The 20,720-nt window shown below is 67.9% G+C and carries 21 protein-coding genes and 1 tRNA gene; 12 read left to right on the top strand and 10 right to left on the bottom strand.

The window, feature by feature from the left end; genetic code table 11:
• The first annotated feature begins 107 nt into the window (after window positions 1–107).
• The 4 genes from DBV14_RS27155 to DBV14_RS27170 all read left to right on the top strand — a co-directional run bounded on the left by DBV14_RS27155 (window position 108) and on the right by DBV14_RS27170 (window position 3,026).
• Entirely contained in the window at window positions 108–569 is a 462-nt protein-coding gene (locus tag DBV14_RS27155) for an Rrf2 family transcriptional regulator (RefSeq protein WP_124464015.1), read from the top strand.
• The gene (locus DBV14_RS27160) at window positions 559–1,473 is read left to right on the top strand and encodes an NAD(P)/FAD-dependent oxidoreductase (protein WP_124464017.1); all 915 of its coding nucleotides are present in this window, start codon (window positions 559–561) and stop codon (window positions 1,471–1,473) included. Before DBV14_RS27155 ends, DBV14_RS27160 begins: the two co-directional genes overlap by 11 nt.
• Window positions 1,474–1,570: 97 nt before the next feature.
• Window positions 1,571–2,896, top strand: a complete 1,326-nt coding sequence (locus DBV14_RS27165; RefSeq protein ID WP_124464019.1) for a serine hydrolase — start codon at window positions 1,571–1,573, stop codon at window positions 2,894–2,896.
• Between the two features lie 54 nt (window positions 2,897–2,950).
• Window positions 2,951–3,026 (top strand) — tRNA-Gly (locus DBV14_RS27170).
• A 72-nt stretch (window positions 3,027–3,098) separates the two neighbouring features.
• Here DBV14_RS27170 and fahA read toward each other — a convergent pair.
• From fahA to DBV14_RS27205, 7 genes are read right to left on the bottom strand one after another with little or no spacing between them, the layout of a single operon-like run.
• A complete protein-coding gene (gene fahA, locus DBV14_RS27175; protein WP_124464021.1) occupies window positions 3,099–4,421 on the bottom strand; it encodes a fumarylacetoacetase in 1,323 nt (440 codons plus the stop codon).
• A 26-nt stretch (window positions 4,422–4,447) separates the two neighbouring features.
• A complete protein-coding gene (locus tag DBV14_RS27180) occupies window positions 4,448–5,254 on the bottom strand; it encodes a cyclase family protein (protein WP_124464023.1) in 807 nt (268 codons plus the stop codon).
• 43 nt (window positions 5,255–5,297) lie between these two features.
• On the bottom strand, window positions 5,298–6,089 hold the full coding sequence (locus DBV14_RS27185) for an ABC transporter permease (RefSeq protein ID WP_124464025.1): 792 nt from the start codon (window positions 6,087–6,089) through the stop codon (window positions 5,298–5,300).
• Window positions 6,086–6,856 carry an ABC transporter permease gene (locus tag DBV14_RS27190; protein WP_124464027.1) on the bottom strand — a complete coding sequence of 257 codons (771 nt, stop codon included), beginning with the start codon at window positions 6,854–6,856 and terminating at the stop codon, window positions 6,086–6,088. Before DBV14_RS27190 ends, DBV14_RS27185 begins: the two co-directional genes overlap by 4 nt.
• Entirely contained in the window at window positions 6,849–7,706 is an 858-nt protein-coding gene (locus DBV14_RS27195; RefSeq protein WP_124464029.1) for an ABC transporter ATP-binding protein, read from the bottom strand. Before DBV14_RS27195 ends, DBV14_RS27190 begins: the two co-directional genes overlap by 8 nt.
• On the bottom strand, window positions 7,703–8,647 hold the full coding sequence (locus DBV14_RS27200) for an ABC transporter substrate-binding protein (protein ID WP_124464031.1): 945 nt from the start codon (window positions 8,645–8,647) through the stop codon (window positions 7,703–7,705). The genes DBV14_RS27195 and DBV14_RS27200 overlap by 4 nt, the downstream gene beginning before the upstream one ends.
• On the bottom strand, window positions 8,644–9,375 hold the full coding sequence (locus DBV14_RS27205; protein WP_124464033.1) for a TetR/AcrR family transcriptional regulator: 732 nt from the start codon (window positions 9,373–9,375) through the stop codon (window positions 8,644–8,646). The genes DBV14_RS27200 and DBV14_RS27205 overlap by 4 nt, the downstream gene beginning before the upstream one ends.
• Before the next feature lie 100 nt (window positions 9,376–9,475).
• Here DBV14_RS27205 and DBV14_RS27210 point away from each other — a divergent pair, with 100 nt between their 5' ends.
• Both DBV14_RS27210 and DBV14_RS27215 read left to right on the top strand, forming a co-directional pair.
• Complete coding sequence (locus tag DBV14_RS27210; RefSeq protein WP_124464035.1) at window positions 9,476–11,470, top strand: acetoacetate--CoA ligase; 1,995 nt, start codon at window positions 9,476–9,478, stop codon at window positions 11,468–11,470.
• An 8-nt stretch (window positions 11,471–11,478) separates the two neighbouring features.
• Window positions 11,479–11,952, top strand: coding sequence for a YbaY family lipoprotein (locus DBV14_RS27215; RefSeq protein WP_260397252.1), 474 nt, complete (start codon window positions 11,479–11,481; stop codon window positions 11,950–11,952).
• Window positions 11,953–11,959: 7 nt separating this feature from the next.
• On the opposite strand, the gene DBV14_RS27220 is transcribed toward DBV14_RS27215, so the two are convergent.
• Window positions 11,960–13,909 (bottom strand): adenylate/guanylate cyclase domain-containing protein, encoded by a 1,950-nt coding sequence (locus DBV14_RS27220; protein WP_124464039.1) that lies wholly within the window; start codon window positions 13,907–13,909, stop codon window positions 11,960–11,962.
• A 241-nt stretch (window positions 13,910–14,150) separates the two neighbouring features.
• Entirely contained in the window at window positions 14,151–14,861 is a 711-nt protein-coding gene (locus DBV14_RS27225) for a 2OG-Fe(II) oxygenase (RefSeq protein ID WP_124464041.1), read from the bottom strand.
• Window positions 14,862–14,980: 119 nt separating this feature from the next.
• Between DBV14_RS27225 and DBV14_RS27230 the strand changes: the two genes are divergently transcribed.
• From DBV14_RS27230 to DBV14_RS27240, 3 genes are read left to right on the top strand one after another with little or no spacing between them, the layout of a single operon-like run.
• A complete protein-coding gene (locus DBV14_RS27230; protein ID WP_260397253.1) occupies window positions 14,981–15,328 on the top strand; it encodes a hypothetical protein in 348 nt (115 codons plus the stop codon).
• Window positions 15,325–16,167, top strand: coding sequence for a toxin (locus tag DBV14_RS27235; RefSeq protein WP_260397254.1), 843 nt, complete (start codon window positions 15,325–15,327; stop codon window positions 16,165–16,167). The genes DBV14_RS27230 and DBV14_RS27235 overlap by 4 nt, the downstream gene beginning before the upstream one ends.
• A complete protein-coding gene (locus DBV14_RS27240) occupies window positions 16,164–16,679 on the top strand; it encodes a GFA family protein (protein ID WP_124464042.1) in 516 nt (171 codons plus the stop codon). Before DBV14_RS27235 ends, DBV14_RS27240 begins: the two co-directional genes overlap by 4 nt.
• A 1-nt stretch (window position 16,680) precedes the next feature.
• Here the strand turns inward: DBV14_RS27240 and DBV14_RS27245 are convergent, their stop codons facing one another.
• Window positions 16,681–17,583 (bottom strand): LysR substrate-binding domain-containing protein, encoded by a 903-nt coding sequence (locus DBV14_RS27245; RefSeq protein WP_124464044.1) that lies wholly within the window; start codon window positions 17,581–17,583, stop codon window positions 16,681–16,683.
• Window positions 17,584–17,769: 186 nt separating this feature from the next.
• Here DBV14_RS27245 and DBV14_RS27250 point away from each other — a divergent pair, with 186 nt between their 5' ends.
• The 3 genes from DBV14_RS27250 to DBV14_RS27260 are packed head-to-tail and all read left to right on the top strand — an operon-like array spanning window position 17,770 to window position 20,673.
• Window positions 17,770–18,969 carry an acyl-CoA dehydrogenase gene (locus DBV14_RS27250; protein WP_124464046.1) on the top strand — a complete coding sequence of 400 codons (1,200 nt, stop codon included), beginning with the start codon at window positions 17,770–17,772 and terminating at the stop codon, window positions 18,967–18,969.
• A 10-nt stretch (window positions 18,970–18,979) separates the two neighbouring features.
• Entirely contained in the window at window positions 18,980–20,218 is a 1,239-nt protein-coding gene (locus tag DBV14_RS27255) for a CaiB/BaiF CoA-transferase family protein (protein WP_124464048.1), read from the top strand.
• Between the two features lie 26 nt (window positions 20,219–20,244).
• Window positions 20,245–20,673, top strand: a complete 429-nt coding sequence (locus DBV14_RS27260; RefSeq protein ID WP_124464050.1) for a VOC family protein — start codon at window positions 20,245–20,247, stop codon at window positions 20,671–20,673.
• The last annotated feature ends 47 nt before the right edge of the window (window positions 20,674–20,720 follow it).

Genomic DNA, 20,720 nt, shown 5'->3' on the forward strand with positions numbered 1-20,720 from the left:
CCGTCGGCGTGGGCGTCGCCCTGAACAAGCAGAACCGCCGAACCAGACACGCGCCCCGAAAGCCCCCACAGCTGGACATACAGAACACATGCAACTAATAATGTTGCATGAAACGAGACAGCAAGCTTTCAGGCGTTCTCCACGTGCTGCTGCACATGGCCGAGATGGACGGCCCCGTTACCTCCGAGACCTTGGCCAGGGCCATGCAGACCAACCCCGTCGTCGTGCGCCGCGTCATGGCCGGCTTGCGACAAGCCGGGTTCGTCAGCTCCGCCAAGGGCCACGGCGGCGGCTGGGTGTTGTCGTGCTCGCTCGCCCGGGTCACGCTCGGCGACATCCACAACGCCGTCGGCGCGCCCGCACTGCTGGCCATCGGCAATCGGACCGAGAGTCCGGGTTGCGCCGTCGAACAGGCCGTGAACGCGGCGCTCGATGGTGTTTGCGACGAGGCCGAAGCCCTGCTGCTGAAGCGTTTCAACAGCATCACGCTGGCCGATCTTTCCAAAGACTTTCATCGCCGCATGACCGGTGGCGGCCTCACCTTGAAGGACATCGAACATGACGCATGACTACGACGCCGTCGTCGTGGGCGGCAGCTTTGCCGGCCTCTCCGCCGCGATGCAGCTGGCCCGCGCGCGCAAGAAAATCTGCGTGGTCGATGCGGGCGCGCCGCGCAACCGCTTCGCCGCACAGTCGCACGGCTTCTTCGGACAAGACGGCGTGCCGCCGCTGAAGATGATTGCCGATGCACGCGACAAGCTGCTCGCCTACCCGAGCGTCACCTTCGTCGAAGGCTACGCCACAGATGCCAAGGCCGATGGCGCGGGCGGCTTCACCGTGTCGCTGCAAGGCCGCGAGGCGCCGCTGTCCACACGCCGCATGCTGCTGGCCTTCGGCGTGCAAGACCAGCTGCCCGACATCGAGGGCATGCGCGAGCGCTGGGGCCACAGCGTGCTGCACTGTCCCTATTGCCATGGCTACGAGGTGGCCGACCGCAAGCTGGGCGTGCTCTACGCGGCCCCGCAGCCTCCCGATCACGCGCTGCTCATTGCCGACTGGGGGCCGACCACGCTGTTCCTGAACGGCAACACCGGCGTGCTGACCGACGAAGTGCGCGCCAGGCTGCAGGCGCGCGGCGTGAGCATCGAGCCGGGGCGCGTCAGCGGGCTCGAAGGCAATGCACCAGACCTTGCGGGCGTGCGCATCGGCGATGGCCGCGTGGTGCCCATTGACGCGTTGTTCGTGGTGCCGCGCACGCGCATGAACGGCTCGCTCGCGGAGCAGCTCGGCTGCGCCATCGACGAAGGTCCGGTCGGCCCGGTGATTCGCACCGACGATTTCAAGACCACCACGGTGCCGGGCGTGTACGCCGCCGGCGACATCGCGATGCCCTTCCAGAACGCCACGCGTGCGTCGTCCGATGGCGTGCTCGCGGGCGTGGCGCTGCATCGCTCGCTGGTGTTCGATGTCTGATTTCCCCACGCCGCATTGGCTTAAGAGTTCGTGAAGATGGTTCTGTCCTAGGATCGCGCCTCCCTCCCTGACCCCGTGGGTCTTCGACCCTCAAGCCATGACACCCTGGAAGACCATTCCCGATGCGCAGGTCCGGCAGATCCTGGCGGACCGCATCGATCGCGACGAGCGCAGCCTCGGCATCGCCGTGGGCATCATCGAGCCGGCCGGCCGGCGCACCGTGGTGCATGGCGTGCGCGACCAGCTGCACCGTCAGCCGGTCACGAGCGGCACCGTCTTCGAGATCGGCTCCATCACCAAGGTCTACACCAGCCTGCTGCTGGCCGACATGGTCGAGCGCGGCGAAGCGTCGCTGGACGAACCCGTGGCCGCGCTGCTGAACGTGTCGGTCAGGGTGCCCGCGCGCGGCGGCCGGCAGATCAGGCTGATCGACCTCGCCACGCACACCTCCGGGCTGCCGGGCCTGCCGCCGGACATGCCGACCGACGACCTGCGCAACCCCTACGCCGACTACACGGCGGGCATGCTGGAAGCGAGCCTTGCCACCATCGCGCTTGCGCACGATATCGGCACTGTCTATGCCTACTCCAACCTGGGCGCGGCGCTGCTGGCGCACGCGCTGTCGCAGCGGGCCGGCAAGCCTTACGAGGCGCTGGTGAGGGAGCGCTTCATCGAACCGTTGGGCATGTCGCGCACGGGCTTCGCGCTGTCGCCCGCACAGCGCGAAGACGTCGCCACGGGCCACGACGCGCTGCGCAATGCCGTGGCCGATTGGGACTTCCAGGTTTTCGCAGGTGCCGGCGCCATGCGCTCGACGGTCAACGACCAGCTTGAATTCCTGGCAGCCAATCTCGGGTTGCGGGCCGCTTCATCGACCACGCCGGCCTTGCGTGCCGCGCGCGTTCCGCGGCGCGCCACCGGCATCCCGGGCTTGGGGATCGCGCTGGGCTGGCACGTACTCGACGCGGACGGCGACATCTTCTGGCACAACGGCGGCACCGGCGGCTTCCAGTCGTTCATCGGGCTCGACCTGCAGCGGCAGGTGGGCGTCGTGGTGCTGTCCAACGTCGCGGCCGAGATCGGCGTGGACGACATCGGCATCCACCTGCTGCGCCCCGGGCGGCCGTTGGCGCCACCGCGAAAATGGCATGTCGAGGTGCAGGGCGACCCCGCGCGCTACGACGGTTTCGTGGGGCGCTACCAGCTGACGCCCGAGCTCGTCGCCGAGTTCACCCGCGAAGGCGACCGCCTTTTCACGCAGGTCACGGGCCAGCCGCGTGCCGAGGTTTTTCCCGAGGGCGAGCGCGATTTCTTCCTGAAAGTGGTGGACGCGCAGCTCACTTTCGAGGTCGATGCCACGGGCCGCGCGACCGGGTTCGCGCTGCATCAGGGTGGGCAAGACATGACCGCAAAACGACTTTGATGCGCGTGTCGTAAAAACAGGCCAAAAATCCCCCTATAATTCGAGACTTGTCACGCGGGAATAGCTCAGTTGGTAGAGCGCAACCTTGCCAAGGTTGAGGTCGAGAGTTCGAGACTCTTTTCCCGCTCCAAATCGCATGAAAAAGGCCACCTCACCGGTGGCCTTTTTCTTTGGGCGCCCGGTTCATGCCGGGCCCGCCGCGTCAGCCCTTCGCAGGCAGCACGGTCCCCCGGCTTTCCCCGAACCCGATGCGCGCATGCCCCGGCTTTTCGCACCAGCCGCGCAGCAGCACCGCGTCGCCGTCTTCCAGAAAGCCGCGCTGCTCGCCGTTGGCCAGCGCGACCGGGCTTTGCCCCGCGCGCGTCAGCTCGATGATCGCGCCGGCCTCTCCAGGACCCGGCCCCGAGATCGTGCCGCTGCCGAACAGGTCGCCCGGATTCAGCTTGCAGCCGCCCATCGTGTGGTGCGTCACCATCTGCGCCACGCTCCAGTACTGGTGCCTGAAGCTCGTGCGCGACAGCCGTGATGGCCCGCTTTTTTCTTCGCGCGCCTTGTCGCTTTCGAGCCAGACCTCCAGGCTGATGTCGATCGCGCCGCTGTCGCGGTTCGCGGTGCTCTCCAGGTAGTCGAGCGGCTGCGGCTCGCCGGCGGGGCGTGTCCAGGCCTGGCGGTAGGGCGCGAGCGCTTCCATGGTCACGATCCACGGCGAGATCGTGGTCGCGAAGTTCTTCGCCAGGAACGGCCCGAGCGGTGCCATTTCCCAGAACTGGATGTCGCGCGCCGACCAGTCGTTGAGCAGGCAGATGCCGAAGATGTGTTCCTCCGCGCGTTCGAGCGGAATCGGTTCGCCGGCCGCATTGCCTTCGCCGATCCACACGCCGAGCTCCAGCTCGTAGTCGAGCCGCGCGCACGCGTGGTACGTGGGTGCCTTGGCGCCGGGCGCCATCGTCTGGCCCATCGGCCGGTGAAAGCGCTGGCCGCTCACGCCGATGGTCGACACGCGCCCGTGGTACGCGGTGGGAATCCAGCGGAAGTTGGGCGTCACGTCGCCGTCGGGGTTCATCAGGCGGCTGATGTTCAGCGCATGGTCGATCGACGTGTAGAAGTCGGTGTAGTCGCCGATGCGCGCTGGCACCGTGTATTCGACCTCGGCCTGCGGCACGAGGCATTTGCGCAGGTCCTGCACCGTGGCGGCCGGCGCATCGCCTTGCAGCAGCGCGAAGACCGCGTGGCGCAGCGCCTGCCAGGCGGAGGGGCCGAGCGCGAAGAAGTCGTTCAGCGCGGGCAGCGCGGCGGCGCGTGCCGCATCGAGCGCAAGGCCGTCGACATGCGAGCCCGCGGCCAGCGCGGCGAGGTCGAGCACCTGGTCGCCGATGGCCACGCCACCGCGAAACGGCTCGGGGCTGCCGATGCGGCGGAACATCGCATAGGGCAGGTTCTGGATCGGAAAGTCGGTGCCCGCGGCGTTGGCCGTTTCGACCCAGCTGCGGGCGTTGGCGTCGTGCGTGTGGTTGAGCGCGATCATGGTTGGCGTCGTCCTTTGCCGGGGGTTCAGGCCGACGCCATCAGCGCGTCGTCGAAGATCGCCACCGCGCGCGTCCAGCCCGCCGATGCGCCGCGGATCTTGTGCGGAAAGCAGCTGATGAAAAAGCCCGTGGGCGGCAGCACCTCGAGGTTGTGCAGCTTCTCGATGTGGCAGTAGCCGATGTCGCGGCCGGCCTTGTGGCCTTCCCAGATCAGCGAGGCGTCTTGCGTTTCGCCGTACTTCTTGGCGGTGTGCACGAAGGGCGCGTCCCAGCTCCAGGCGTCGGTGCCCGTGAGGCGCACGCCGCGCTCCAGCAGGTACATGGTGGCCTCGTAGCCCATGCCGGCGCCGGCCGACACGTAGTCGGGGTTGCCGTAGCGCGAGCCGGCGCGCGTGTTGACCACCACGATCTCCAGCGGGCTCAGCGTGTGGCCGATGCGCTTCAGCTCGGCCTCGACGTCGTCGGCCGTGACCACGTAGCCGTCGGCGAAATGGCGAAAGTCGAGCTTCACGCCCGGCTGGAAGCACCACTCGAGCGGCACGTCGTGGATGGCAATGGCGGGCTTCTTCTCGCCCAGTGCCTTGTCCATGGTCGAGTGAAAGTGATAGGGCGCATCGAGGTGCGTGCCGTTGTGCGTGGACAGCTGCACCAGCTCCACGGCCCAGCCTTCACCGTCGGGCAGGTCTTCCTTCTTCAAGCCGGGAAAGAACGGTTCGATCTGCTCGTAGGTCTGCTCGTGCGTGAAGTACTGGATCTTCGGCGCGAAGGCCGGCGGGTCGGACAGCACGTCGTTCTCCAGAAAAATCGACAGGTCGACAAACTTGCGTGGCATGGCGGGGCTCCTTGTGGGGTGTGTGGTTGTCGGTGTGAAGGAATCAGGGGTGCTGCCAGCGCAGCAGCCGCTTTTCTGCAAAGGCCAGCAGTGCATTGCTCGCGAAGCCGATGAGCCCGAGCAGCACGATGCCGGCGAACAGATCGCTGGCGCGGAAGGCGCGCGCCGCCAGCAGGATGGCCTGGCCCAGGCCGTTCTGCGAGGCGATCATTTCGCCCACCACCGCAACGATCAGCGCAATGGTCAGCGCGAGCCGCATGCCGGCCAGGATGTCGGGCATGGCATTGGGCAGGCCCATCTTCCAGATGTACGCGGCGCGAGACATCTGCAGGCAGCGCGCCACTTCCGACAGCCGCGGCTCCACCGCCGCGAAGCCGTGCACCGTGGCCAGCAGCACCGGCCACATCGCGCCGAACGCGACCACGAACAGCACCATGCCGGGGTTCAGGCCGAAGATCGAAATGGCCAGCGGCAGCAATGCCGATGCGGGCAGCGGGCGGATGAATTCCAGCGTCGGCTGCACCCACGCGCGCACCGCCGGCGACACGCCGATGGCCGCGCCCAGCACCACGCCGAACAGCGAGGCCAGCAGCCAGCCTTCGACCATGCGGCCGACCGTGGCCTGCGTAAAGGCCAGCAGTTCGCCGTTGCCTGAATCGCCTGACAGGTTGAGCCCTTCGAGCAGGCTCGCGAAGGTGGCCTGCGGCGTCGGCAGGAACACGCGGCTGACCCAGCCGGCGTTGCTTGCAACCCACCAGAGCGCCACCAGCGCGCACAGCACGGCAAGCGAGCCGAGCCAGTTCAGACCCGAAGAAGCGCGGTGGTTGCCGTTCATGGCATCACCCCCATGCGCCGCGCGACCACGCGCTGCAGCAACACCATGCCCGCGTTGACCGCGAAGCCCACCACGCCGATCCAGCCCAGCCACGCGAGCATCAGCGCGGGGTCGAAGCTCTGCTGCGCGATCATCATCGCGTAGCCCATGCCGTTGGGGTTGGCCGCGATCTCCACCGTGACCGCGACCACCAGCGCCACCGCCACGCCGAGCCGCAGCGCGACGAACAGGCGCGGCACGATGGCCGGCAGCACGATCTTGAAGGCACGCTCGCGCGCCGACAGGCCCAGCACGCGACTCACTTCGAGCAGGCGCGGTTCGATCTGCTGCACCGCCGACTGCACCAGCACCAGCAGCGGCCAGAAGGTGGCAAAGGCGACGATGGCCAGTTCCATGCGCACGCCGAAACCGAAGCCCAGCATGGCCAGTGGAATCAATGCGACGGAGGGCACCGGCCGCAGCACCTCGATCGACAGCGAGCCGAGTTGCGCCGCGCGGCGCGACAGGCCGAGCAGCAACCCCAGCGCGATGCCGAGCACCGCGCCCAGCAGCAGCCCGAGTGCGGCGGTGCCGAGCGTGAAGCCCGTGGCCTGCCACAGCGAGCCGTCCATGGCGGCACCGACGAAGGCCTTGGCAGCCGCGCTCGGCGGTGCGAGCGCATCGCTGCCCAGGGCCGCCGCGCGGCGCGCGTACCACTCGAAGGCGCCGACCAGCAGGGCCGGGAACACCCATGGCCGGAGCCAGCGGAAGAGGCGGTTCTCAGTCATGGCCCTGCTCGATGAAAGCGAACAGCTCACGCCGCAACTGCAGGTATTCAGGATGCTCCTTGGTGGTGAGCTGGTCGCGCGGGCGCGGGATCTTCACGTCGATCATCCGCGCCAGGCTGGGCCGGCCGGGGCCGGGGTTGGCCTGCAGCGCGATCACGCGGTCGCCCAGGTAGATGGCTTCTTCCAGGTCGTGCGTGACGAACAGCACCGTGAGCCCGGTCTCGCGCACCAGCCGTGCCAGCTCGTCCTGCAGGCTCTGGCGCGTGAGCGCATCGAGCGCGCCGAAGGGCTCGTCCATCATCATCAGCTCGGGCTGCTGCGCCAGGCAGCGGGCAATCTGCGCGCGCTGCTGCATGCCGCCCGACAGCTGCACCGGAAACTTGTGCGCGTGCTTCGCCAGCCCCACTTTGCCGAGCACGTCGGCAATGCGCGGTGCACGCTCTGCCGTGGGCACGCCCGCGGCTTCGAGCGCCAGGCTCACATTGCCTTCGACGGTGCGCCAGGGCAGCAGCGCGCGGCCGTAGTCCTGGAACACGAAGGCCACTTCGCGCGAGGGCTCGGTCATCTTCACGCCGTTGCGCCGCACTTCGCCGGCGCTGGCCGTGACGAGGCCGCTGGCCGCGCGCAGCAGCGTGGTCTTGCCGCAGCCGCTGGGGCCGACGATGCAGACGAACTCGCCGCGCGCCACATCGAAGGAGGTGGGCGACAAGATCTCTCGGCCGCCGAGGCGGATGGTCACGCCGTCGAAGCGCAGGAAGGGTGTGGCTTGCATCGTGGGACCGGAAGACGAAGAACGGACGCCCGCCGAAAGCGCGGCGCGCGCGGTGATCGGAGCGGGAGCGGAAATCACTTGGCGATCAGCTTCGCGACGTCGATGTTGGTCTTGAGCATTTCCTGCTCCTTCATGAGCCCGGTCCAGTAGCCCAGTTGCTTGTCGGTGACCACGGGGCCCGGCGGCGAGACCTGCACCTTGGCCAGCACTTCGGGCGGCAGCTTGATGTACTTGCCGATGGCGGTGCGCACCCTGGCGTCGTTCTTCGGCTGCTGCATGAAGGCGGCCGATTCGACCAGCGCTTCGCGGAAGGCGCGCGCGGTGGCCGGGTTCTTCGCCACCCATTCGCGCTTGGCCGCATGCACGATGGTCTGGTTGTTCTCGGGCAGGAAGGTCGAGTAGTACGAAGCCACGTAGCCCGCGCCGCTCTCGGTGATGCGGCTCATGAACGGGTCGGCCGACACCACCGCGTCGACCGAGCCGCCGCGCAGCAGGTCGGCATGCTGCGGGAACGAGGCCTCGACGAAGTTGACCTTGCGGTAGTCCACCCCGCTGTCTTTCAGCCAGGCGCGGAAGGTTACGTGCAGGAAGGCGCCCAGGCCCGGCACGCCGATCTTCTTGCCCACGCAGTCCTGCGCGCTCTTGATGCCCGAGCCCGCGCGCGCCACCAGGCCGAAGCCGGTGATGGTCTTCGAGGTGAGCCCGCCGCCGGCCACCAGCACCAGGTCGAGCCCGCCATCCACCGCCTGCAGGAACACCGAAGGCGTGGGTCCGCCGATCTGCAGCGAATCGGATTGCAGCGCCGCCGGAATGGTGGAGTTGAGCGGAATGAACTTCAGCTCCACGTCGAGGCCGCGCTTCTTGAAGTAGCCCTCTTCGGCCGCCACGAACACCGAGGCGAAGTCGGTCACGGCCGTGTAGCCGAACACGATCTTCGGGTGCGTCTGCGCGCGCAAAGGCAATGAGGCGGTGGCCGATGCGGCCGCGAGCGCCGACAGCAGGGTGCGTCGTTTCATCATGTCTTTTGTCTCCTGGGGGTGGTTTTTTGTGTGCGTGGGGTCTTGGGCCGCGGCAGCGCGGCGCGTAGGCCGCCGACGATGAAGCTCACCAGCATCGGCGCCACCGCCGGGTCGGCGCGCTTGTTCTCGCCACGGGAGAGCCGTTCGATGCGGGTGTCGTTCAGGTGGTGCAGCAGCGAGCCCAGTGCGAACTGGTAGCCCCACGCCACCTGTGCGCGCGTGGTGTGCGGCAGCGCCAAGTGCATTGCGTCGATGTAGGCCTCGGCCAGCGGATCGAAATAGCCGCGCAGCACGCGGTCGGCTTCTTCGGTGGCGTGATAGAGCTCGCGCGCCACCAGCAGCGCGTAGTACTCGCCCTCGGCGCTCGCGCGCAACGCCAGCACGGGCGCGGTGAAGGCTTCGATGATGCGCGGCAGCGTGCGCACGTCGTCGGGGTCGATGGTCAGCGCGGCCAGGCCCGCCAGCCGCTCTTCGATGGTGTGGCCCCAGTGCTCGAAGATGGCGTGAAACAGCTCGTGCTTCTGCCCGTAGTAGTAGCCCACCAGCGCCAGCGGCACGCCGGCTTCTTCGGCAATCTGGCGGATCGTGACCACGTGGTAGCCGTGCCGCGCAAAGAGCTTCTCGGCCGCCAGCAGGATGGCCTGCTTGCGGTCGGGCCGCGCGGCCTCGGTGGCGATGGCCGCGGCCCGGGAGGCGCTGCGCTTGACGGGCGGTGTGCGGACGTTCATGGGAGCGTATTGAACGCTTGTACAAAAATATTGAACACGCGTACAAACCCTGAGGTCAACCCTCATTGAGCACGGTTGTTCGCGGCGCTACGCTCAAGGCATGCCCGCCCCCAACATTCCCCAGATCCGCCTCTATCAAAACTGGCTGCACGACTCGCGCGGCCTCTCGTTCGACAGCTACGACGCGCTGTGGCGCTGGTCCACCACCGAGCTCGATGCCTTCTGGCAGAGCATCTGGGACTACGCCGGCCTGCGCTCGCCCACGCCCCATACCGCCGTGCTCGCGCAGCCGCGCATGCCCACCGCGCGCTGGTTCCCGGGTGCGCAGGTCAACTACGCGCGCGAAGTGCTGCGCCACGCCGACGCGGCCCATGCCGCCGGCATGCCGGCCATCGTGAGCGACGACGAACTCGGCCAGGTGCGCGAGCTGTCGTGGCCCGAGCTGCGCCGCCAGGTCGCGGCCGTGGCGCTCACGCTCAAGTCGCTCGGCGTGCAACGCGGCGACCGCGTGGCGGCCTACATGCCCAATGTGCCCGAGACCATGGTCGCGTTTCTCGCGTGCTCCAGCATCGGTGCCATCTGGAGCGTGTGCGCGCCCGACATGGGCACCGCCGCCGTGACCGACCGCTTCCGCCAGATCGAGCCCAAGGTGCTGATCGCCGTCGATGGCGTGCACTACGGCGGCAAGCCGCTCGACCGCAGCGCGGTGCTGCAGGAACTGCGCGGGCAACTGCCCAGCGTGCGGAAGTTGCTGCTGGTGAAGTCGCCCTTCGCCGCGAGCGCGGTGCCGCACGATGTCGAGTGGACGCAGGCCATTGCGCGCAACGACGCCGAGGTCGCGGCCTTCGAGCCCGAATGGCTGCCCTTCGACCACCCGATCTGGATCGTCTATTCGAGCGGCACCACCGGCCTGCCCAAGCCCATCGTGCACGGGCAGGGCGGCATCATCCTCACCATGCATGCCTGCGGGCTGCACAACGACGTGGGCGCGAGCTACGGCGCCAACAACTTCGGCGAGCGCTACCACTGGTACAGCTCCACCGGCTGGGTCATGTGGAATTCGCAGCTCTCGGGGCTGGCCTTCGGCGCCACCATCTGCATCTACGACGGCAACCCGGCGGGCAGCAAGGAAAAGCCCGACTGGAGCGTGCTGTGGCGTTTTGTCGCACGGCACAAGGTGACCTTCTTCGGCGCGGGCGCGGCCTACTTCACCAACTGCATGAAGGCGGGGCTCGTCGCGAAAGACTGTGGCGACCTGTCGCGCGTGCGTGCGCTCGGCAGCACCGGCTCGCCGCTGCCCGAAGAGGTGCAGCGCTGGGGCTCCAGGCAGATCCTCGATGCGGGTTCGAAGGAGGTGTGGTGGTGCAACATTTCCGGCGGCACCGACTTCTGCGGCGCCTTCGTCGGCGGCAACCGCGACCTGCCCGAAGTGCCCGGCCAGATGCAATGCCGCGAACTGGGCCACGCGGTCGAGGCCTGGAACGAGCAGGGCCAGCCGGTCATCGGCGAGGTCGGCGAACTGGTCTGCACCAAGGCCATTCCGTCGATGCCGCTGTACTTCTGGGGCGACGAAGGCAATGCGCGCTACCTGTCGAGCTACTTCGACACCTACCCCGGCGTGTGGCGCCACGGCGACTGGATCAAGATCGGCGAAGACGGCGGCTGCATCATCTACGGCCGCAGCGACGCCACCATCAACCGCCAGGGCCTGCGCATGGGCACCAGCGAGATCTACAGCGCGGTCGAGGGGCTGCCCGAGGTGCTCGACTCGATGGTGGTCGACCTTGAATACCTGGGCCGCGACAGCTACATGCCGCTGTTCGTGGTGCTGCGCCCCGGCGTGGCGCTCGACGACGCGATGCGTGCGCGGCTGAACAACGCGATCAAGACCTCGCTGTCGCCGCGCTTCGTGCCCAACGACATCTTCCAGGTGGCCGAAATTCCGCGCACGCTCTCGGGCAAGAAGCAGGAGCTGCCGATCAAGAAGCTGCTGCTGGGCCAGCCCATCGAGAAGGTGGTCAACCGCGAGGCCATGGCAAACCCCGCAAGCCTGGATTGGTATGTGGCTTTCGCCGCGAAGCGAGCCTCCGCATAATGGGGCGGATGAAAAGACGCACCAGCCTCCTGTTGATCTCCGCCGCTGCCGGCGCCTCTTTGTTGAACGCCTGCGCAGCGCCTTCGTCCACGCCCGCGCCTGCCCCCGCGCCATCGGGTGGTGGCGGTGGTGCCGCCTCGCCGCTGCGCGTGACCGGCACCGTCGCCTACCGCGAGCGCATTGCGCTCGACCCTTCGGCCGAGGTCGTGGTGCAGCTGCTCGACGTGTCGCGCATGGACGCACCTTCGGTCACGCTGGCCGAGCAGCGCATCAAGGCCAACGGCAAGCAGCCGCCGTTCGCGTTCGAGCTGAAGGTCGATGCCGCGCGCATCGATCCGCGCATGCGCTACGCGGTATCGGCACGCATCCTGCGCGGCGAGCAGTTGCTGTTCATCAACGACACGCAGTACTCGGTGCTGACGCAAGGCAACGGCACCACCGCCAACCTGGTGCTGGTGCGCGTAACCCCGTCGCCTCGCTGAAAGCCTCTCAGGAGGTTTGGAGCTCGTAGAGCACCATGCGCGTCTGCCGGCCGCGCAGCTCTACCAGCTCTTCGATGCGGCGCGCGCACAGCCGGCCCTTCAGCCCCTCGAAGGTCACCTCCGACATCAGCATCTGCGTGCCCAGCTGCTTGTTGATGCCCTCGATGCGGCTCGCCACGTTGACCACGTCGCCGAACGCCGTGTAAGACAGCCGGTCGTTCGCTCCCAGCACCCCCGCGATCACCACACCCGTGTGCATGCCGATGCGGGTGCGGAACTCGGGCAGGCCATCGGCGAGCCACTTGCGGTTGAGCTCGCTCATTTCCACGTGCAGCTCCAGTGCGGCAAGGCAGGCCTTGTACTCCGCGTCCTTCAGGTCGGCGGGCGCGCCCCACAGCACCATGATGCCGTCGCCGATGAACTTGTCGATCACGCCGCCGTGCCGTGCGAACACGCCGGCCGCCAGGTTGAAGTATTCGGTCAGCATGCCGACCAGCACGTCGGTGTCCAGCGATTCCGAAATCGAAGTGAAGCCCTCCACGTCGGTGAACATCACCGTCACGCGCCGTGGCGACCCGCTCGGCGCCAGCGTGTGCCCGGCGTCGATCAGCTGGTTGATCACGTTCACCGGCACGAACTTGCTGAACGCCTTGAGGCTGCGCGCGGAGTCGTCGAGCGCCTGGTCCAGGTGCTGGATTTCCAGCACGCGGCTGGGTTCGCGCGGCAGGTTGTCCAGCTCCAGCAGGCCGATGCGGCGCGCGATGCGCGAGAGGTTCTCGACCGGCGCCGTCACCAGCTTGGAGAGCTTCAGCGACATGAACAGCGCCGCCCCCAGGAAGGCCAGCGCCAGCAACAGCGACCACAGCACCGCGCGGCGCAGGCCGCCCAGCAGCATGTCTTCGGGCACCCAGCTCACCAGCTGCCAGCCGGTGGAGGGGATGCGCGAGGTCTGCACCAGGTAGCGCCGCCCTTCGTAGGTGAACGCGAAGTCGGTGTCGTCGCCGGCGCTGGCCGTGCCCGCGGCCAGCCGCTGCGCGTGCAGCGCGCCGAGCACGCCCGAAGGCGGCGTCAGGCGATGCATCACGCCCGGCATGTCGCTGCGCGCCAGCACCTGGAAGTCGGCGCTCAGCACGGCGCTGTCGCCATAGCCGTCGCTGCTGAACACGCGCACGAATTCCGACAGCCGGCCCAGCGACACGTCGCCGGCCACCACCAGCGCCTGCGTGCTGCCTTCGGCATAGCGGCGCCGGCTGGGCAGGGCGTAGGTCACGCCCAGTTCCTGCGCGGCGGCGAACACGTAGGGCTTGGTCCACACCGGGCCCTGCGCGACGCGGGCCTGCAGGTACCAGCTGCGCAGGGTCGGGTCGTAGCTGCTGCGATAGGCCTCGACACGCTGCGTGACATAGCGGTTCTGCACGTCGGAGTCGGCCTCCAGCGGCAGCTTGTACTGCCAGGTCTCGGTGGTGAATGCCGGTCCGCGCGAGATGAGCCGGATGGCGGGTACGGGGTAGCGCAGGGCCATCAGCATCTGGCCCTCTTCGTCGGTCACGTAGAGGCTGTCGAGCTCGGGCGACTGCTGCAGCAGGGTCCACAGGAGCTCGGAGCTGCGCTCGCCCGTGGGGCGCAGGCTGGGCGCGCTGGCCACCGCATCGACCACCGATTCGGCCTTGCCCAGGAAGGCCCGCACCCTGTCTTCGGTGCGGTCGTGGTTGGCCTTGTGCGCCGAGACCCCGATGGTCGACACCAGCCGCTGCGAGCCCCAATAGCCCAGCGAGACCAGCAGCAGCGACTGGGCCAGCGCCACGGCACTGACGATGGTGCCGACGTCCACCCTGAAGCGGCGGGATCGCCCGGGTGGCGCAACCAGCCCGATATGGGGTGACGATGCCGCGGTGGCGGCAAATTCAAACGGCGGCTTTCCCGCCACTTCCGGATTCCCGGACGAGTTCTTGTTCATACAGCTCCCTGACGACCACTCGAGCGCACCCGGGGCGGCAAGGCTGCCGCGGGTCGGCATCCGGTGGGCCCACGGCCCCGATCGTTGGTGTCGGGGGTCCTGGCGGGCGCCGGATGCGGGCGTGATTTTCGCTCGACTTCGGCTTTGTGTGCGGTATCGCACGGCCAAAGGACGGCTCAGGGAGGCCCGGAGAGGCCTGCGGCTGTCTTTTGCGGGAACCGCCGCCTGCTGGCGGAAGCGGTCAGCGCGCGTCGTGAAAGATGATGCCCAGCGTGTGCCGGCGCCCCGAGCGCAGGCGGCTCACGCCGTGGCGCATCGTCACGCGGTAGGTGCCGCGCGTGCCCGCCACCGGCCGCTGGTTGACCGCGAAGACCACCGCTTCGCCCTGCGCGAGCGACACCACCTCGGCGCGCGACTGCATGCGCGGCCGCTGCTCGGTCAGCACGAACTCGCCGCCCGTGAAGTCCGCAAGCGGATCGCTCAGCAGCACCGTCAGCTGCAGTGGAAACTGCAGGTCGCCGTACAGGTCCTGGTGCAGGCAGTTGTAGTCGCCTTCGTCGTAGCGCAGCAGCAGCGGGGTGGGGCGCAACTGGCCCGCTGCATGGCAGCGCGCCAGGTAGGCGGCGTGGTCCGCCGGGTAGTCGGCCGGCTGCCCCATCGCGCTGGCCCAGGCGTTGGCCAGCGGCGCCAGCCGTTCGTACAGCGCGCTGCGCCATGCGGCGAGCTTCGGTGGCAGCGGGTTCGCGAAGTACTGGTACTCGCCCTGGCCGAAGCCGTGGCGCTGCATCACCACGCGGCTGCGAAAGTGCGCGGGCTGCTCGTACATGGCCGCGAGCGCGGCGCATTCCTTCGGCGTGAACAGCGGGCCGGTGGTGGCGCAGCCGCGGGTGGCGAGCTCGGTCTCGATGCGGGGCCAATCGAGGGCCTCGACCTGGGAAGCGGGAGATGTCATGGCCGCAGTGTCTGGTCTTCGGGCCGGCGTGGCTCGCCGTTTTCGGACGCCGGTTTCCGGGGTGCGGGAAGGCGGGGACATGCCGGTCGCCATTCGCCGTTTTGAGCGATCATTCCGGCATGGCACGAGAAAAACCCACCGCACGCGAAGGCGCCACAGGACAACTGGTTCAGGGCCGGTCGGTGGCGACCCTGGGTCGCGGCATGACGCTGGTCAAGGTCGGCAGGGCGCCGCGTCCCGTGGTCCGGCCCGAGGACAACACGACCGTGCTGCTCAAAAAAGCGGCACGCGCGCTCAACAAGCCCGGCATCGACAGGTCGGTCGTTTTTCGTGGACCCAACGCGGCCAGGATATTTGCCTACTACGCCGACGCGAAAGACCCGACCCGGGTTGTTCGCGAAGCGGCCGACGGCACCAAGGTCGTGGGCCGGCTGGTCGACGGAAAATTCCGCGCGAGCAAGGCGTGAGCCTGCGTCCTCCCAAGCTCGAGAAGCTTCTCGACCAGACGCGCGGCCCGCGCCCGGTGGCCTTCGTTTTGGCGGGGCACAACGGCTCCGGAAAATCGACCCTCTGGTACTCGCGCCTGGCGGCATCGCTGCAGATGCCGCTTATCAATGCCGACCGCATGATGATGTCGATCCTGCCCGACGCCGACCCGCGCACAGGGCATATCCCGCCCTGGGCCCAGCGCTTGCGCGACGACGACGAGAAATGGCAGGTCCTGTCGCAGGAAGGCGTGCGCGCCTTCAAGAGCCTCGTCATGGACCAGCGCATGCCCTTCGCATTCGAGACCGTGTTTTCGCACTGGAAGCCATTGCCCGGTGGCGGCCATGCGTCCAAGGCCGACGACATTCGCGCGATGCAGGACGCCGGGTACTTCGTCGTCCTGCTTTTCGTCGGCCTCATCTCGGTGGACATGTCGGTCTTTCGCGTGAGCACCCGCAAGCAGCAGGGCGGCCATGACGTGGACCACCAGAAGCTGATCGAGCGCTTCCCCCGGACGCAGGCCGCGGTCGGGCATGCGGCGCAGATTGCGAACATGACGCTCATGTTCGACAACAGCCGCTCCGAGAAGAACGCTTTCGCGCTGGTCCGGGCACAGGCGAAAAAGTCGGTCCTGTTCGATGCGCGCGATCCCCAGTTCAAGGCCGACCCCGAGCTGCGCGCCGTGTGCGAGCCCTGGCTCGAAAAAGTCGCCGGGCCATTCAAGCCGCGCCGCGCCGCGCGCAAAAAGAAGAAGACGACGACAACGACGACAACCTCCTTGGCGCAGGTTCCGAAGACCCCGCCGGAAAGCACCTCATGAACACCCGGAGCAACGACCGACAAGACACCGCCGCCGGCAACGACTGGCAACTCCCGTGGGACGGCGGCTGCCGCTGTGGCCAGGTACGCCTGCGCATCACCGCACCGCCGCTGCTGGCCATGGCCTGCCACTGCACCGGCTGCCAGCGCATGAGCGCCAGCGCGTTTTCGCTGTCGCTGGCCATTCCGACGCCGGGCTTCGAGGTAATCCAGGGCGAGCCCGTCATCGGCGGCCTGCACGGCGATGTGTCGCATCACTTCTTCTGCCCCCGCTGCAAGAGCTGGATGTTCACCCGCACCGAAGGCATGGACGAGTTCGTCAACCTGCGCCCCTCGATGCTCGACCGGCACGAATGGGTCGTGCCCTTCGTCGAGACCTGGACCGACGAGAAGCTGCCCTGGGCAACGACGCCGGCGGTGCACAGCTTTGGCAAGCTGCCGGAGTTTTCTGCGTTCCCGGCAATGATCCAGGCGTATGCGGAGCAGGGCGCGCGGCCTGCTGAGAAGGGCTGACTCAGCCCTCGCGCGCCTGCCCCAGCAACCACTCACTGAAGAACTTCAGCAGCGGCCGCTGGTCGGCCCGTTCCGGCGTCACGAGGTAGTAGTTGCGCTCGCCCGAGAGCGGCCGTGGGCAGGCCACCACCAGCTCGCCGCGCGCCAGTTCGTCGGCCACCAGCATGGTCGGCATCAGCGCCACGCCCAGGCCGTGGGAGGCGGCGGCGGCCAATATCGAGAACAGCTCGTAGCGCGGGCCGCCGCGCGCGTTGGGCGCGTCGATCTGCTGCGCGTCGAACCACTGGCGCCAGCCGTCGGGGCGCGTGCTCTGTTGCAGCAGCGGCATCTTCGCGATGGCCGCGGGCGCCACGGCTTTTCCGCGCGGCAACAGCGACGGGCTGCACACGGGCACCACGTCTTCATGCATCAGCAGCAGCGCATGCGTGCCAGCCCAGTTCTCGACCTGCGCGGGCGTGCCGGCATACAAGGCCGCATCGAACTCCGCATCGGCAAACAGAAAAGGGCGGGTGCGCGTCTCGATGTGCACCACCACGTCGGGCTGCAGCGCCGCGAAGCTTTTCAGGCGCGGCATCAGCCAGCGCGTGGCGAAGGTGGGCACGGCCGCCAGCGAGAGCGAGCCGCCTTCGCCCTGGTGCGCCATGGCGTCGAGCGTGTCGCGCTCCATGGCTTCGAGCCGCTTGGTGATCTGCCGCGCATAGGCCGCGCCGCTGGCCGTGAGCGCCACGCCGTGTCGCGTGCGGCGGAACAGCACCACGCCCAGGAAGGCCTCGAGCGTGCCGATCTGGCGCGACACCGCGCTCTGGGTGAGCGCCAGTTCCTGCGCGGCGCGGGTGTAGCTCTCGTGGCGCGCGGCGGCGTCGAAGCACACCAGGGTCTGCAGGGGCGGGATCTTGCGGCGCATGTATGCCTTGGCTGTATGTATGGAGAAGGGGGATTGTCAATGAAGGCGTTGCCCGAACATCTTGCAAGACATTCTACAAATGCATATCTGGGTGCGGATTCATCGTTTGCGCCCAGCCCCCCGCGTGGCTAGGATCGAGGCCATCCCCCTCTTTTCTCTTTCTTTCCCTCATTCCGGAGACAGCACATGGCCGCCAAAGCGCAATTCCACTGGGACGATCCCCTTCTTCTCGACCAGCAACTGACCGACGAAGAACGCATGATTCGCGACGCGGCCAATGCCTACTGCCAGGAGCGCCTGGCGCCCCGCGTCATCGAAGGCTTCCGCAGCGGCGAAACCGACCCGGCCATCTTTCGCGAAATGGGCGCGCTCGGCCTGCTCGGCCCGACGATTCCCGAGCAGTACGGCGGCCCCGGCCTCAACTACGTGGCCTACGGCCTGATCGCCCGCGAAGTCGAGCGCGTCGATTCGGGCTACCGCTCGATGGCCAGCGTGCAGAGCTCGCTGGTGATGGTGCCGATCTTCGAATTCGGCACCGAAGCGCAAAAGCAGAAGTACCTGCCCAAGCTGGCCACCGGCGAATGGATCGGCTGCTTCGGCCTGACCGAACCCGACCACGGCTCCGACCCCGGCAGCATGGTCACGCGCGCCAAGAAGGTGCCGGGCGGCTACTCGCTGAGCGGCGCCAAAATGTGGATCAGCAACTCGCCCATCGCCGACGTGTTCGTGGTGTGGGCCAAGGAAGTCAGCGAAAGCGGCACGGTCGGCCCGATCCGCGGCTTCGTGCTCGAGAAGGGCATGAAGGGCCTGTCGGCTCCCGCCATCCACGGCAAGGTCGGCCTGCGCGCCAGCATCACCGGCGAAATCGTGATGGACGGCGTGTTCTGCCCCGAAGAAAACGCGTTCCCCGAAGTGCAAGGCCTGAAGGGCCCGTTCACCTGCCTGAACAGCGCCCGCTACGGCATCTCGTGGGGAGCCCTGGGTGCCGCCGAAGACTGCTGGCACCGCGCCCGCCAGTACACGCTGGACCGCAAGCAGTTCGGCCGCCCGCTCGCCGCCAACCAGCTCATCCAGAAGAAGCTGGCCGACATGCAGACCGAGATCACGCTGGGCCTGCAAGGCAGCCTGCGCCTGGGCCGCATGAAGGACGAGGGCACGGCCTCGGTCGAGATCACCTCGATCATGAAGCGCAACAACTGCGGCAAGGCCCTGGACATCGCCCGCCTGGCGCGCGACATGATGGGCGGCAACGGCATCAGCGACGAGTTCGGCGTGGCCCGCCATCTGGTGAACCTCGAAGTGGTCAACACTTATGAAGGCACGCACGACATCCACGCGCTCATTCTTGGCCGCGCCATCACCGGCATCGCCGCTTTCGCGAACTAAGCAGGAACGAATGACCAACAAGCCCGCAGCCCTGGACGGCATCAAGGTCCTCGATCTGTCCCGTGTGCTCGCGGGCCCGTGGTGCACGCAGATCCTCGCGGACCTGGGCGCCGACGTCGTCAAGATCGAGCGCCCCGGCGTGGGCGACGACACGCGCACCTGGGGCCCGCCGTTCATCAAGGACGCGAACGGCAACGACACCGACCAGGCCAGCTACTTCACGTCCTGCAACCGCAACAAGCGCTCGGTCACCATCGACATGGCCACGCCCGAGGGGCAGGCGCTGCTCAAGCAGATGGCGGCGCAGGCCGACATCGTGGTCGAGAACTTCAAGACCGGTGGCCTGAAGCAATACGGCCTCGACCAGGAAAGCCTGCGCGCGGCCAACCCGCGCCTCATCTATTGCAGCGTGACCGGCTTCGGCCACGACGGCCCGTATGCCGAGCGCGCGGGCTACGACCTGATGATCCAGGCCATGACCGGCATGATGAGCATCACCGGCCGCCCAGACGACGTGCCCGGTGGCGGCCCGCTGCGCGTGGGCGTGGCGCTGACCGACCTGTTCACCGGCGTGTACGCCAGCACCGCGATTCTTGCGGCGCTGCAGGTGCGCGACCGCACCGGCGAAGGCCAGCACATCGACATGGCGCTGCTCGACGTGGGCATGGCCATCCTGGCCAACCAGGCGAGCGCGTTTCTCAACACCGGCAAGGCGCCGCAGCGCCAGGGCAACACGCACCCCAGCCTGGCGCCGTACCAGGACTTTCCGACGCAAGACGGATCGATGCTGCTGGCCATCGGCAACAACGGCCAGTTCGCGCGTTTCTGCGAAGCGGCCGGCCACGCGGAGTGGGCCGCCGATGCGCGCTTTGCGAGCAACACGCTGCGCGTGAAGCACCGTGGCGTGCTCATTCCGATGATGGAAGAGCTCACGCGCACCCGCACCACGGCCGACTGGGTCACGCTGCTCGAAGACAAGGCCGTGCCCTGCGGCCCGATCAACGACATCGCGCAGGCTTTCGACGATGCGCAGGTCAAGGCGCGCGGCCTGGCGGTCACGCTGCCGCGCGATGCGGGCGACGGCATCGCGAGCATCACGGGCGTGGCGAGCCCGCTGCGCCTGTCGGCCACGCCACCGGTGCTGCGGCATGCACCGCCGGCACTGGGCCAGCACACGCAAGAGGTGCTGGCCGAAATGGGCATCGACGCCGCGCGCTTCGATGCGTTGCGTTCGGCCGGCGTGGTCTGACCTGATCTGAAAACGAGACTGGTGCCATGACAAGCCCGATGCGCCCACCGTTCTCGGTGCTGCGCATCGACCACGTGGTGCTGCGCGTGAAGGACATCGAGCGCTCGATCGCGTTCTACCGCGACGTGCTGGGCTGCAAGGTCGAGAAGCGCCGCGACGACCTGGGGCTGGTGCACATGCGCGCGGGTTCGAGCCTGATCGACCTCATTACGCCGGATGGTCCGCTGGGCAAGCAGGGCGGGGCATTGGCCGGTGTCGAAGGCCGCAATGTCGACCACCTGTGCCTGCGCATCGAGCCGTTCGACGAGTCGGAGCTTCGGGCGCTGATGGCACAGCACGGCGTGCCGGTGCACGGCGAGGTGCAGAACAACTTCGGCGCCGAGGGGAATGGGCCTTCGCTGTACATCACCGACCCGGATGGCAACAGCGTCGAGCTGAAGGGCGCGGCTGGCTGATTCTGCGGTTGCTGGGTTGCTTCTGCTGTTCGGTTCATTCAGGGCGA

The sequence above is a fragment of the Variovorax sp. KBW07 genome (assembly GCF_003852515.1).
In the GTDB taxonomy this organism is placed as follows: Bacteria; Pseudomonadota; Gammaproteobacteria; order Burkholderiales; family Burkholderiaceae_C; genus Variovorax.